This window comes from Streptomyces sp. NPDC093064 (genome assembly GCF_044754605.1).
Lineage (GTDB): Bacteria > Actinomycetota > Actinomycetes > Streptomycetales > Streptomycetaceae > Streptomyces.
Map to the genome: position 1 here is coordinate 88,920 of NZ_JBIVPK010000019.1, position 12,817 is coordinate 101,736.

The 12,817-nt window shown below is 68.4% G+C and carries 15 protein-coding genes; 6 read left to right on the plus strand and 9 right to left on the minus strand.

What is annotated here, in order from left to right; genetic code table 11:
• Window positions 1-212 precede the first annotated feature (212 nt).
• Window positions 213-869: a formylglycine-generating enzyme family protein gene (locus ACIQFZ_RS23110; protein WP_402692029.1), complete on the plus strand. Its 657-nt coding sequence runs from the start codon at window positions 213-215 to the stop codon at window positions 867-869.
• 22 nt (window positions 870-891) lie between these two features.
• Here ACIQFZ_RS23110 and ACIQFZ_RS23115 read toward each other — a convergent pair whose 3' ends face one another.
• Window positions 892-1,830, minus strand: coding sequence for a sugar phosphate isomerase/epimerase (locus ACIQFZ_RS23115; protein ID WP_365419393.1), 939 nt, complete (start codon window positions 1,828-1,830; stop codon window positions 892-894).
• Window positions 1,831-1,961: 131 nt separating this feature from the next.
• Between ACIQFZ_RS23115 and ACIQFZ_RS23120 the strand changes: the two genes are divergently transcribed.
• Entirely contained in the window at window positions 1,962-2,471 is a 510-nt protein-coding gene (locus ACIQFZ_RS23120; RefSeq protein ID WP_402692030.1) for a muconolactone Delta-isomerase family protein, read from the plus strand.
• 61 nt (window positions 2,472-2,532) lie between these two features.
• Here ACIQFZ_RS23120 and ACIQFZ_RS23125 read toward each other — a convergent pair whose 3' ends face one another.
• Window positions 2,533-3,558 carry a DUF4073 domain-containing protein gene (locus ACIQFZ_RS23125; RefSeq protein WP_365437129.1) on the minus strand — a complete coding sequence of 342 codons (1,026 nt, stop codon included), beginning with the start codon at window positions 3,556-3,558 and terminating at the stop codon, window positions 2,533-2,535.
• A 308-nt stretch (window positions 3,559-3,866) separates the two neighbouring features.
• Window positions 3,867-4,799: a methylenetetrahydrofolate reductase gene (locus tag ACIQFZ_RS23130; RefSeq protein ID WP_383058279.1), complete on the minus strand. Its 933-nt coding sequence runs from the start codon at window positions 4,797-4,799 to the stop codon at window positions 3,867-3,869.
• Window positions 4,800-5,122: 323 nt separating this feature from the next.
• On the opposite strand from ACIQFZ_RS23130, the gene ACIQFZ_RS23135 reads away from it, so the two are divergent.
• On the plus strand, window positions 5,123-5,866 hold the full coding sequence (locus ACIQFZ_RS23135) for a GNAT family N-acetyltransferase (protein WP_365776001.1): 744 nt from the start codon (window positions 5,123-5,125) through the stop codon (window positions 5,864-5,866).
• A 48-nt stretch (window positions 5,867-5,914) separates the two neighbouring features.
• On the opposite strand, the gene ACIQFZ_RS23140 is transcribed toward ACIQFZ_RS23135, so the two are convergent.
• Together ACIQFZ_RS23140 and ACIQFZ_RS23145 are read right to left on the minus strand one after the other, a co-directional pair.
• Window positions 5,915-6,325, minus strand: a complete 411-nt coding sequence (locus tag ACIQFZ_RS23140) for an oxidoreductase C-terminal domain-containing protein (RefSeq protein ID WP_383058280.1) — start codon at window positions 6,323-6,325, stop codon at window positions 5,915-5,917.
• A 102-nt stretch (window positions 6,326-6,427) separates the two neighbouring features.
• Window positions 6,428-6,961, minus strand: a complete 534-nt coding sequence (locus tag ACIQFZ_RS23145) for a GNAT family N-acetyltransferase (protein ID WP_365431078.1) — start codon at window positions 6,959-6,961, stop codon at window positions 6,428-6,430.
• Window positions 6,962-7,400: 439 nt separating this feature from the next.
• Here ACIQFZ_RS23145 and ACIQFZ_RS23150 point away from each other — a divergent pair, with 439 nt between their 5' ends.
• A complete protein-coding gene (locus ACIQFZ_RS23150) occupies window positions 7,401-7,700 on the plus strand; it encodes a hypothetical protein (protein WP_402692031.1) in 300 nt (99 codons plus the stop codon).
• Between the two features lie 116 nt (window positions 7,701-7,816).
• Here the strand turns inward: ACIQFZ_RS23150 and ACIQFZ_RS23155 are convergent, their stop codons facing one another.
• The 4 genes from ACIQFZ_RS23155 to ACIQFZ_RS23170 form a co-directional block, all read right to left on the minus strand.
• Window positions 7,817-8,260, minus strand: a complete 444-nt coding sequence (locus ACIQFZ_RS23155; protein WP_402692032.1) for a VOC family protein — start codon at window positions 8,258-8,260, stop codon at window positions 7,817-7,819.
• A 68-nt stretch (window positions 8,261-8,328) separates the two neighbouring features.
• Complete coding sequence (locus tag ACIQFZ_RS23160; protein WP_365431094.1) at window positions 8,329-8,724, minus strand: helix-turn-helix transcriptional regulator; 396 nt, start codon at window positions 8,722-8,724, stop codon at window positions 8,329-8,331.
• A gap of 159 nt (window positions 8,725-8,883) precedes the next feature.
• Window positions 8,884-10,023 (minus strand): RNA polymerase sigma factor, encoded by a 1,140-nt coding sequence (locus ACIQFZ_RS23165; protein ID WP_383058313.1) that lies wholly within the window; start codon window positions 10,021-10,023, stop codon window positions 8,884-8,886.
• Window positions 10,020-10,439: a YciI family protein gene (locus ACIQFZ_RS23170; RefSeq protein WP_365431086.1), complete on the minus strand. Its 420-nt coding sequence runs from the start codon at window positions 10,437-10,439 to the stop codon at window positions 10,020-10,022. The genes ACIQFZ_RS23165 and ACIQFZ_RS23170 overlap by 4 nt, the downstream gene beginning before the upstream one ends.
• Before the next feature lie 201 nt (window positions 10,440-10,640).
• On the opposite strand from ACIQFZ_RS23170, the gene ACIQFZ_RS23175 reads away from it, so the two are divergent.
• Both ACIQFZ_RS23175 and ACIQFZ_RS23180 read left to right on the plus strand, forming a co-directional pair.
• Entirely contained in the window at window positions 10,641-11,264 is a 624-nt protein-coding gene (locus ACIQFZ_RS23175) for a helix-turn-helix domain-containing protein (RefSeq protein ID WP_402692033.1), read from the plus strand.
• A 47-nt stretch (window positions 11,265-11,311) separates the two neighbouring features.
• Window positions 11,312-12,796, plus strand: a complete 1,485-nt coding sequence (locus ACIQFZ_RS23180) for a peptide MFS transporter (RefSeq protein WP_402692034.1) — start codon at window positions 11,312-11,314, stop codon at window positions 12,794-12,796.
• Window positions 12,797-12,817: the final 21 nt, after the last annotated feature.

A 12,817-nucleotide genomic window follows, 5' to 3' on the forward strand; every position in this document is an offset into this window, starting at 1 on the left:
CTGGCCGGCCTGGACGCCATCGAAGCCACGCACGAGCGTACGGGCCACCTCGTTCAGATGCAGACGCATGATCTCCTCCGACTGCTCGGCATCACCGGCAGCCGGCGCGGCGGATCCGCACTGGCCCGGTCACTGCCACTGACTGCCAATCGACGGGGCGGTGGAGGGTGCCGGTAGGGTGATCCGTTGTGGACACGGGGTTGGGAGTCGGGATGGTTACGATCCCGCCGGGACGAGTGACACTGTCGGATCGGCGGACGCAGCGCAGTTGGCCGGTCGACGTCGCGCCGTTCCAGATGACGGCGTTCCCGGTCACTCAGTCGTGGTACGCACAGGTCACCGGTCAGTGGCCGAGCACCGCCCGAGGTGACCGGCTGCCCGTTGAGGGTGTTTCGTGGTGGGACGCGGTCCGGTTCTGCAACGCGTTGTCCCAGCACGGCGGTCTGACGCCCGCGTATCACCTCCGTGCCGGCGACGAGACGGCCGAATGGGACGCCTCTGCCGACGGTTACCGGCTGCCGACCGAGGCAGAGTGGGAACACGCCTGCCGTACGGGTACCACCGGCCCTCGGTACGGCCGACTCGACGAGGTCGCCTGGTATCAGGGCAACTCGGATGGGCGGATCCACCCTGTCGGCGGCAAGCAGCCCAACGCATGGGGCCTGTACGACATGCTGGGCAATGTGTGGGACTGGTGCTGGGACGTCTACGACGCCGAGGTGTACGGCACCTATCGAGTACTTCGTGGCGGTGGATGGTCCGACGAGCACTGGAGCTGCCGGGCCTCGGTGCGGCGGCGCAGTCACCCGACCTTCCGTATCGACGATGTGGGGTTTCGCGTCGCGCGCTCACCGCTGCCTCGGCCCTGACAGCTCATTCCGAAGTGGTCGGTCAGGACCTCTCAGCGACTCCGCCGGGGCCGTGGCCGTTGCCCGGAGGGCCTACGCGGATCGTGCGGAAGTAGTCGTAGGACACGTGGGCGGTGCGGACCGGGTGGGGCTGCTGGTCCCTCTCGATGATGTAGTGGTGATGGGGCAGTTGCCGCAGGTTGGCGAAGATCCCCGCGAAGTCGATCTCGCCCTCTCCCAGGTCGGTCTCGATGTTGTTCCACGGTGCGCCGTCCTTGACGTGCAGCATCGGGAACCGCTTCTCGTACGACCTGAGGTAGGGGGCCGGGTCCGCACCTGCCCGCAGGATCCAGTAGAGGTCCATCTCGAACCAGACCAGATCCGGGTCGGTCTCCTCCAGCCACACGTCGAAGAGAGTCTGCCCGGTCTGCCGATCCGCGTGGAACTCGTTGTCGTGCAGGTGGGCATACCAGCGCAGTCCCCGGGCCCGGGCGGCCTCGCCCCACTGGTTCATCTCCCGCGCCATCGCACGGTAGCCCTGGGCGGTCTGGGCGCCGTCCATGTAGGAGACGCCGACGTACTCCTGTCCGAGCGCCAGCGCGTTGTCGAAGGTCTGCTGCGCGCGGGCGCCCCGGAAGTCGCCGGGGTTGTGGTGACTGCCGATCACCCGCAGCCCGTTCGCATCGGCGATCCTGCGGAACTGCTCGGCGGTGCGCCCGCCGTAGGTGTAGGCGGGCTCGATCTCGGCGTAGCCCGCGTCCGCGATCATCTCGAGGGTGCCCTCGGGATCGACGGCGAGCATGTCGCGCACCGAGTAGAGCTGGAGACCGATGCGGCCTGCCGGAACTCGTCTGCCCGCTCCGGGGGACGGGGCCGCCTGCGCCGACCAGGTCTGCGATCCGACGGCCAGTACGGCGGCGGAGACCGCTGCTCCACGGAGGAATTGACGGCGACCGTGTGACTTTCCTTGAGCGGAGTTCATCTTTGTCCCTCTCTCAGCGAAAGTTGAGAGGATGCTATGAACACATCAACCGCCTACACAAGGTCTTTGACATCGATCGCCCATAAGTCGCAGATCACTCGGCTGCCGGCTGCGCTCCAGACCGTGGTGACTTGCAGCAGGCACGCCAACGCGACCAACCATGCAGGCTGATCCCCGGCCAGATACGCCTGCAACGCACCGATGACGAGCATGAGGCAGACCAGAACGCCCAGAGCCGATACAGCCAGGCTGACTCGATCGATCATCTGCAAATTGTCATGGACCAGTCGCCTCGTTGCCAAGTTCATACGGCCAGGTTCCACGCGGCCGCACCACGCGATGTCCGAGAGACACGCTCCAGCCCAGCACCCCGGCGGTCGCGGCCGTGGTGCGTACCGGGCCGCAACGCCACGGTCGGCCTGTACGAAGCCGAGAACCCGGCCGCGCTGCACGACGCCCTGACTTCGCTGCTCATATGGAAGTGGATGGACGTCACCATGGAAGCGCTCGCCACCCATCCACAGGAGTTGCAGTGGACACGGCAGCGCGAAGCCCGAGGGCCACGACCTCGCCGGATCCGTCAGAAGCCCGAAGCAATGCCGGGCAAGGCGCTTTCCCATGAGCAGGCGCCCGTGAAGTGAGCACGCACGGACCGCGGCCGGGTAACGTCGCCGGGCCCTGGCGGCGCTACCCGGTCCGGGGTCAGATCCGTGTGGCGAGCGGGACGGAGATCTGCTTCATCCAGGTGCCGGTCGCGAAGTCACGTGCCTTGATGACGATGCGGTCGCGGTACACGTCCACCTGGAGTCCCTGGTTGAAGTGACCGGGGACCGTGACCTCGCCGCCCTGGCCGTTGTCGGCGAAACCGGTCTGCACCGCACCGGTGTTGATCACCGAGAAGCCGTCGAGGTTGGCGGTGCCCGGCACCACCCGGCGCACGTACCAGTCGGACAGGGTCAGGTCCCAGTGGGTGTGGCCGCTGAAGAGGAACACGTCGCGGTAACGGCCGAGGAGACCGAGCAGGCGGTCAGGCTGGAGGTAGTCGCTCATGTAGATCTTGCTGCGGGTACCGGAGACGGTGTTGGGCAGCGGGTGGTGGGTGATCACCATGACCGGCTTGCGGCGCCGCGACCAGTACTGCAGGCGGTCCTCGAGCCACTGGAACTGCGCCTCACTGATCCACACCTCGTCCCACAGGGAGTTGTCGTGGTACTTCATGTAGCGCTCGGTGCCGATGGTCAGGATCGGGATGCCGCCGAACGTCGTCTCGGCATAGATCGTGGACCGCTTGGCGAAGTTGTAGAAGCTGCGGAAGAGGGATTCCTCGGTGGTGCCGTTGGGCCAGGTGCTCTGGGCGAGGGTGTCCGGGTCGGCCCACTTGGGGACGTAGAACTCGTGGTTGCCGATGGCCCAGGCGACCTCACGCGGCTTGGGGCCCTGGTCCAGGACCTTCTGCACTTCGGCGTATTCGAAGTCGTAGCCGCGCGGGGTGATGTCCCCGGCGACGGCCATGCCCGAGGAGTGCGGGTTGGTGGCCTTGATGTCCTTCAGCGCCCCGGCGAAGTCGCCGAGGTCGCCCTGAATGTCGCTGATGACGTTGAACGTGGTGACAAGCCCGCCATCGCCGCCGTTGCCGTCGGCGGCCGACGCGGCCTCGGCGGGCACCTGGGCGAGACCTCCGAGCACCAGGGCTCCTGCGGTCGCGCCCAGCAGGGATCTGCGTTCCACGGTCTTTCCTTTCGGCTGCCGCGCGGGACACGGGACATCAACCCCGCGCGTTGGACTAGACCCGTTATCAATACGCGATCAAGCGGGCAGGCAAGTGAACGCCCCTCGACATTTCGACCGTGGACTCGAGTCACGCGGATCCGGTCGACGTAGCGCCCTCCCTGGGGGCGCTACGACGTCGACCCCCACTCTCTGTCAGTCGCCGGCGAACGACGCGGGCCAGGGTGCGAGTCTCGGCCTCGTGGCCGCGGGCGCCGTGCACAGTGCCAGGCTCCGTGTGCCGTTTCCGGGGCCATGTACGACATGAGTCAGGACAGACGGGCCAGCCAGGCCTGACGCCAGGCCTCGGTGCTGTCGAGGTCGTTGAACGTGAACATGTGGAAGCCCTGCAAGCGGTGGCCGGACATGCCGAATGCGGGTGTGAGCCGCTCGATCAACTTGTTCGGGCTGTAGCCCCCGGGCAGGAAGAAGCGCCAGAGCATGTTCTGCTGCTTCTTCAGGAAGCGGGCCGACTGGCCCAAGCCGAGCCCGGCCGAGACACGGATCAGCTTCTGGCGGCTGATCGCGCCGGGAATGCCGACCCGGACGGGCAACTCGACCCCCGCTGCCTGCACTGTGCGCGCCCAACGGATCGTGGTCTCGGCATCGAAGCACAACTGCGTGATGACATGGCTCGCGTAAGGCGCCTTGACCTGAAGGGCCTTCTCGATCAGCTCGTCGCTGATCGTGCCGTGCCCCTCGGGGTAACCACCGATCCCGATGGACGCGAAAGTCTGTCCCACTGCCTGAAGGCCCTCGAGCAGACTCAGTGCGTCCGGGAAAGCACCCGCCGGTTCGGGGGCGTCCCCGGCGATGACGAAGAGCCGATCGACGCCGGAGTCCCACAGTCGCGACACGACGTCGGTGAGGTGTGCCTCATCGCGCACCAACCGCGCCGCTATGTGCGGGGCGGCGCTGTAGCCGTGCTCGCTGAGCCGAACGGCCAGATCGATCGTGGGACCCAGGCCCTTGGCCTCGGTCGTCGTCACCGTGAGCGCCACATCCTTCGGGACATGGGCCAGCACCTTCTCCTCCGCGCTTTTGAACGGCAGGATCTCGTACGAGGCGTTGCGCAGCGCGTCCGCCAACGCCGCTTTCGCCGGGCGGGCGAACAAGCTGCCGGCGGTTCGGGAAGCGGGTTCCTGCGCGGTTCTCGCGGACGTCATCAGATACTCCGTTGGCTGGTGCGGCAAAGTGAACATGAAGGGGCTGCGCGGCCCTGCCTTCTTCGCGTGTACACGCGGCGCGTTCCGTGCAGGCCTGGCTCAGGACCTGCTGCAACACCAGAAGTCCACACCTCGCCGCGGAGGACGCGGATGACCTCATCCGCCCTTGGTGACCGTCGCGACCGGACCGGGACATGTGACGTAGACGAAAGCAACATAGGGGCAATACGGGCGTAGCGGACATTCGCAGCCCGGAAGTTCAGCAGGACTGCCGAGGTGGACCTTAATTCTGTTGCCGTGCCGAACGCGAAACAGCAGGATGTCAGCGCCGATCGCACGAGATCCACCGAGGACGAAGAGTGACTGAGAACGACGAACAGCGCCAGACCCTGACGAACGCACACGGTGTGCCGGTCCTGACCTACCTGCGCGGTGTTCGCGAGGGGCACCCATGGGCAGACCTGGCCGAAGTGGTCGGCCCCGACCCCGTGGACACCATCGTCTCCGACATGTCCGGATGGGCGGTGTCGGGGTCGGTGGAGCTCGGCGAGCAACTGCTGCGCCGCGGCGCCCGCGTGATGCGGCACGCTCATGAGATGCGAATGGACCTGATCGCGTCTCCACCGCCGGCCGACTGGTCGTCGCGCCTCGGAGACGGACTTCGCGTGGTTCCATGCGACCGCGATGCCGACGCGGTCTTCCCGGCATGGCGAGCCGCATTTGCCGCCGGGCACCCTGACCATCACCAGGGCAGCGACGAAGAAGCACTGAACGAGCGTCTGGCACCTCTCCTGGCGGGCTCCGTCCTCGGTCCCGTGCTTCCGTGCAGTGCCTTGGTAGTGGACGAGACGGACCACGTCGTCGCCGGGGCGATCGTCACCGACCGCAACGGCCTGCCCTGGATCGCCGACGTGTTTCGCCAACCAGGGGAACGCTACGCGGGACTTGGCGCCGACCTGCTCCGCAGAGTGCTCAGCGATGCGGCGGCCGACGGGTTGACCGAAGTCGCCCTCGCCGTGAGCGACGCGAATCCGGCACGCCGCGTGTACGAGAAGCTCGGTTTCGAACTGACTAGCACGTCGCTGACCGTCGTAGTGCCGTAGGTCGCCTTCGTACGGCCTCCCCTTGCCGTCTGCGACGACCTGATGAGGTCAGTTCACGGTGGCCGGGCGGAGCGCGGGTGTGGCCGTAACGGCCGTCCACGGCGTGCGTTCGAGCACCAGGCGGCGCAGTGTGCGCATCTGGCGCGGGATGTTCCAGCCGAGTGCACCGACCACCCTGCCGTGGCGGCCGTAAGCGGCGGCGAAGTGGCCGTCCGATGGGTCGCCCTGGACGATCCGCAGGTCCGCGTCGGGCGGGAAGATGCCGTACGCCTGGATTTTGATGTCGTACTGGTCCGTCCAGAAGTAGGGCACAGGGGCAAACGGAACGGCGTCGCCGAGCAGGTTGCCGGCCGCGACGATGGCCTGTTCGGTGGCGTTCATCCGGTGCTCCAGCCTCATCCGGGTGCCGAAGTGCGGGTTGTGCCAGGAGGCGACGTCGCCGGCGGCGTAGACGCCCATTGCCGCCTGGCACCGGGCGTCGCACTCCACCCCGTCCGCCAGGCGCAGGCCCGAACCTGTCAGCCAGCCGGTCGCGGGCGTGGAGCCCAGGGCCAGGACCCGTCACGCCACTGCGGTCGGCGGCGCGTCGTCGACGAATCCAAGCCGCCGGTTCATGCCGATCGCCGAGGCGTTGCCGGGATGGTGGAGGGTCCGCAGCCAGCGCACGCCCGCAGAACGCGCGTACCGGATGGCGAGGAGCTTCATGGCCAGCGAGATCCCCCTTCCGCGATGGCCTGCCAGTACCCCGGTCATCTCGCTGAAAGCGTGCCCCTCGGGACGGATCGACGTCGCCGCCATGCCGATCCACGACCCGCCGTCCAGGGCGAGGACGACCCCTCGGGGGTCGTAGGTGGGGACTTCGATGCGCTGAGCGAGGTACTCGTCGAACGAGTAGAACTCCCCCCGCCCCGGGATGTCGGCGGAGCACGTCCTGTTCAACTCGTAGAGTGCGCGCCGATGCTCGGCAGTGTCGCCGACATCAGCCATGGTCGTGAACTCGAGCCCGGCCTGCCGGCAGCTACGAAGGTACGGCTCGAATCGAGCATCGTCGAACGCGTCCAGATCGAGCTTGAGCCGAACCCATTCAATGCCCACGACTACCTCCGGTCCCGAGAACGACCCGACCCTACCGGCGGATCGTAGAGCCCGAAGCGCCTGAGCTCTTCGACCAGGTACTGGAGCAACTCGCGTTCATGTGGAGAGGCGCGGGAAGCCCGTCCCTGCCGCATTGGCATGTGAGGCTTTCGCCGGACCTTCGCAAGATCTGCAGGAACTGTCCGGTAACTCCGCCGGATCGACCGGCATGATGATCACGAAGGCGCCATGCACGCGCGGCCGCGGCGGACGGAGCACGTCCGTTCCGGTCGGCGGAGAGCGCCCTCGGACCCGCCTCGCCGTTGCTACGAACGTTCGTCGTGCCGCCGTGGCGCTGTACACAGGCACTTCAACGAGAGAGTCGAAATGAGGACCTTCGACAACGCGGGGGCCGGCGCCCACCCCGGGGCCGGGGATTCCGGCAGGCCGCAGCGGCGCGGTGTGCCCCCGCTGGTTTCCGGTACTGCTGCTGGCGATGGTCGGGCTGCTGGCCGTCCTGTGGCTGCCGCTGAGCGTGGCGGTACGGCTGGCCGCGCTGGTGCTGCTCTGGATCTCGCCCTACTGGACGGTGCGCGACAAGTCACTCGCAACATTCGTCGCGGTCGTGCTGACGGCCGCGCTGGATGTGTTCATGTACTACGTCGACCCGGCCGGCCTGACCCCGCAGCGGATCGCAGCCGGGGCGGAGATCCTCCTGCCCGCGCTCGCCGCGGGCTGGCTGTGGCGCACCAAGCGCTGACGCCCGGCCGCCAGCCGCCACCCCGGCCTCCTTCCGACCGGTTCGCACCGGGGAGAGCCCCAGACCAGCGGCACGCCGAAATACGGACATGAAGATCACGGTCTACGGCTCACGTGTCAGCAGCTCCAATCCTTGTCGAGATCGAGCTGCGCGCGGCGCTGGGTGAAGGAGAACCAGTTGCCGGAGTCATCACGGAAGATGGCCTCGGTGCCGTACGGCCGTTCCTGCGGTTCCTGCAGGAACTCCACTCCGCGTGCCTTCATCGCCTGGTAGTCGGCATGGATGTCGTCGGTGGCGAATACGCCCGCGCCCAGTACGCCTTTGGCGATCAGCTTCTTCAGTTCCTCGGCGGACTCGGGGTCGAGCGCGGGCGGGCCCGGGACCATCAGCGTGAGTTCGAGATCCGGCTGGTCTTTGGCGCCGACGGTGAGCCAGCGCATCCCGGCCTCGCCCATCGTCATGTCGACACGGACCTCGAGCCCCAGCTTCTGGGTGTAGAACGCTCTGGCCCGGTCGTGGTCGAGGACCCAGACGTTGGCGATGGACAAGCCCTTGATCATGGTTGACTCCGTGTGCTCGGCGGGGCGCCACTCGCCCACGCGCTGCAACCACCGTAGTTACCGCCGCCTCACGGGGCTTCTCCAAAGTTGCGCTCTTCGGTGCCGCGCTTCAGCAGTCCCTTGAAGCTTCCGTGCCAGAGCAGCGCGTAACACCCGGGAATCAGTGCCGCTCCCTGCCCGACATGCCGGGCACGGTACTCACTCGGGGTGAGGCCGGTGTGCTTCTTGAAACTCGACGAGAAGGATCCCAGGCTGGCGAAGCCCACCAGTGTGCAGATCTCGGTGACCGACAGGTCGGCGGTGCGCAGCAGGTCCTCCGCGCGCTCGATGCGGCGGCGGCTCAGATACTGCCCCGGTGTCTGCCCGTACACATCCCGGAAGACCCGGACGAAGTGGTAGCGCGAGTATCCGGCGCGCGCGGCGAGCGCGTCCAGGTCGATGGGTTCGGCCCAATCGCGGTCCATGGCGTCCTTGGCCAGGCGGAGCCGCCGCAACTGCGAGAGCTGGGCCTCGGACGTCGAGGCCGGCGTGGTACTCACCCAGCGATGGTGACACATCCCCCGGTGCCCGCCCCGGACGGGCTGACCCACAGGTCGACTACCGGCACTGCGTGCGGCGATTGTTCACCGGTGCGTGTTGAGCCGGGCTGCCTGGCGTGTCAGGTGGTCGCGTTCTGCGAGGTTGGGGGCCTTGTGGGCCGCCTCGGCGTACAGCCGGGCCGCTGTCGCCAGGTCACCGTCCCGTTCGTGCAGGTACGCCGCGACCGCGGCGTGGCGGGGCAGTGAGTCGTCCAGTGCCGCGAGTGCCGCCAGGCCGGCGCGCGGTCCGTCGGCCTCGCCGACGGCGACGGCGCGGTTGAGCCGGACGACAGGGTTGTCGGTCAGGCGCGTGAGCTCGTCGTACCACTCGACGATCTGGACCCAGTCGGTCTCCTCGGTGGTGGGTGCGTCGGCGTGGAGTGCGGCAATGGCGGCCTGGGCCTGGAACTCGCCCAGCCGGTCGCGGGCGAGGGCCGTCTGCAGGATCCCGATGCCCTCGGCGATGGACTCGGTGTCCCACCGGCCGCGGTCCTGCTCGGCGAGCGGTACCAGGCTGCCGTCGGGTGCGGTGCGGCCGGCGCGCCGGGCGTGGTGGATCAGCATGAGGGCGAGCAGCCCCGCCACCTCGGGATGGTCGATCACGGTCGCGAGCTGCCGGGTGAGGCGGATGGCCTCGGCGGCGAGGTCGACGTCGCCGGAGTAGCCCTCGTTGAAGACCAGGTAGAGGACACGGAGCACGGTGGCGACGTCGCCGGGCTGGTCGAACCGTACGCCGGAGACGGTGCGCTTGGCGCGGCTGATGCGCTGCGCCATGGTCGCCTCGGGCACCAGGTAGGCCTGGGCGATCTGCCGGGTGGTCAGCCCGCCGACGGCGCGCAGCGTGAGCGCGACCGCCGACGACGGAGTCAGCGACGGGTGGGCGCACAGGAAGTAGAGCTGGAGCGTGTCGTCCACCGCGGGCGCGGGCCCGGTTGCCGGCTCCTCGTCGACGAGGTCCTCACGCCGACGGCGGGCGGCGTCCGCGCGGGTCGCGTCGAGGAAGCGGCGCCAGGAAACGGTGACCAGCCAGCCCTTCGGGTCCCTCGGCGGATCGGCCGGCCAGACGCGGACGGCCTCGACCAGGGCGTCCTGCACGGCGTCCTCGGCCGCCGCGAAGTCGGCTCCGCGGCGGACGAGGATCCCGAGCACGCTCGGCGTGAGGCTCCGGAGCAGGGCCTCGTTCATCGGTGAGGACACTCCGTGATGGTGGGCTGCGCGGTCAGGAACGGGCGCACCTCGAGCCACTCGTGGATCGGCTTTCCGCCCGCCCCGGGGGCGGCGGACAGTTCCCCGGCCAGCTCGATGGCCCGCTCGTAGCTGTCGACGTCGATCACCATCCAGCCGGCGATGAGGTCCTTGGTCTCGGCGAACGGGCCGTCGGTGACGGGCGGGCGGCCCTCACCGTCGTACCGGACCCAGGCCCCCTCGGGGGCGAGCGCCTGACCGTCGACGAACTCGCCGGTCTTCTCGAGCCGGGCCGCGAAGTCGTTCATGTACTGCATGTGGGCCGAGATCTCCTCCGGCGCCCACTGGTCCATCGGCACGTCGTTGACCGCGGCCGGAGCGCCTCGGTAGTGCTTGAGCAGCAGGTACTTCGCCATGGTGGTTCTCCTCGGTGCTGGTGCGACCCATTGTCGTCGCGTTCACCCCGGGGACGGAGCCGGTCATCGGTTCTCGACATCGCCGTCCGAAGTTTTTTCGGGCCCTCGCGGATGAGCCCGGGCGAGCCGGGCTCGTGTTCAGTATTGACGGCCTCTGTTTGATATGGCTAAATCTCCGTACCCGATGGAAGGGCAGGAACCGTGGTCGACAGCGCTCAGCCGGCCGAACCGGCCGCCGATGGTCCGACCCGGCTGGTGGGGGCCGCGATCAAGCGGATCCGCACCGAGCGCGGTCTGACGCTGCGGGACCTGGCGGAACGCTGCGGACTGTCGCCGGGCTTCCTCTCGCTGGTCGAGCGCGGCATCAACTCGATCTCGCTGACCTCGCTCTTCGCGCTGGCCGGTGCATTGGAGGTGGACGCGGTCGAACTGCTGGGCGCGGCGGGCCGCCGGAGCCGGCACGAGTACTCGATCGCCCGGCACGACGACCCGCACGCCACGCGGGTGGCGATGGGCGAGCGTGAGCACCGCGTGCTGACCGCGGACCTGCCGGACCAGCGGATCGAAGCGCTGGCCACCACGGTGCACCCGACCGCGGAGCCGTCACCGGTCACCCAGCACGACGGCGAGGAGTTCTGCTACGTGCTGCGCGGTGAGCTGACGTTCCTGCTGCCGGACGAGACCGCCGTGCTCGCCGCGGGCGACTCGATCCACTTCAAGTCCCGTATTCCGCACGCCATCCACAACCGCGGCACCGACATCGCGGAGGTGCTCTGGACGGTCGACCGCCCCCTGCTGCGGCGACCCGACGGCACGGTCTGCTGATCGCGCTTCACCTCCTGCCGGTGCGCGCCCCCCACCGAGAGGCGGCCATGAGCGAACTGACGAAGGTTGAGGTTCCACCGAGCGACCGAGGTTTCTTCGGGCACCCCCGCGGTCCGGCCACGTTGTTCTTCCTGGAGATGTGGGAGCGGTTCTCCTACTACGGGATGTCCGCGATCCTGCTGTACTACCTGTACGACCAGACCTCCGACGGCGGGCTCGGGCTGGACAAGCCGACCTCGTCGGCGTTGGTGTCGATCTACGGTGCCCTGGTGTTCATGTCCGGCATCCTGGGCGGCTGGCTGGCCGATCGGTTGCTGGGCATGCGCCGAGCGGTCCTGCTGGGCGGCGTGCTGATCATGTGCGGTCACCTGGCACTGGCGGTGCCCGGCCGGTTGTACGCGCTGCTGGCGTCGATGCTGCTGATCGTGGTCGGCACCGGGCTCCTGAAGCCGAACGTGTCCAGCCTGGTCGGGGAGCTGTACTCGGCGACCGACAACCGGCGCGACGCCGGGTTCTCCCTCTTCTACATGGGCATCAACCTGGGCGCTTTCATCGCGCCGTACCTGGTGGGCACCCTCGGGCAGCGGGTCGACTACCACCTCGGCTTCGGACTCGCGGCCGTCGGCATGGCCGCGGGGCTGGTGGTCTACGCCCGGGGGCGGGCGCGACTGGGCGGGTCCGGGGACGTGCCGACGAATCCGCTCCGGGTCGGTGAGCGGCGCCGGGTGACGATGCGCGCGGCCGTGGGTGTCGCGGTGCTGGCAGCGGTGGTCGTGGCTCTCGGCGCCGCCGGTTCCCTGACCGTCCAGACGCTGATCAACGCAGTGACGGTGCTCGCGGTGCTGGTGCCGGTGTCGTACCTGATCATGATGTTGCGGAGCCCGCACACCGATGCCGTGGAGCGGTCCCGGTTGATCGCCTACATCCCGCTGTTCATCGGCGCGGTGTGCTACTGGGTGGTCAACGAGCAGTCCGGCTCGGTGCTCGCGCAGTTCGCGGACACGCGAACCGACCTGGAGGTCTTCGGGCTCGTGGTGCCGTCCTCGTGGTTCCAGTCGCTGAACCCGATCGCCACGCTCGTCCTGGCCCCCACCTTCGCCTGGCTGTGGATCAGGCTGGGTGACCGGCAGCCCGCCACGCCACGCAAGTTCGCCACCGGACTGCTGCTCGGCGGTGCCTCGTTCGTGCTGATGGCGGGGCCCGGTCTGCTGCACGGCGTGGACGCGCTCGCCAGCCCGTGGTGGCTCGTCGCGAGCTACTTCGTTGTGATCTGCGGGTCGATGTGCCTGTCGCCGGTGGGGCTCTCGGCCACCACCAAGCTCGCACCGAGGGCCTTCCTGGCCCAGATGATGAGCTTGTGGTTCCTGGCCTCCGCCGCAGCGGGCGGCATCAACGCACAACTGGTGCAGCTCTACCGCCCGGAGACCGAAGTCGGCTACTTCGCCGGAGTCGGCGCGGCCGTCATGGCCACCGGAGCTGTCATGCACCTGATCGCACCGTGGGTGCAGCGGCGCATGGGCGGTGTGCGGTGAGAAGAAGTAGGTCCAACGAGG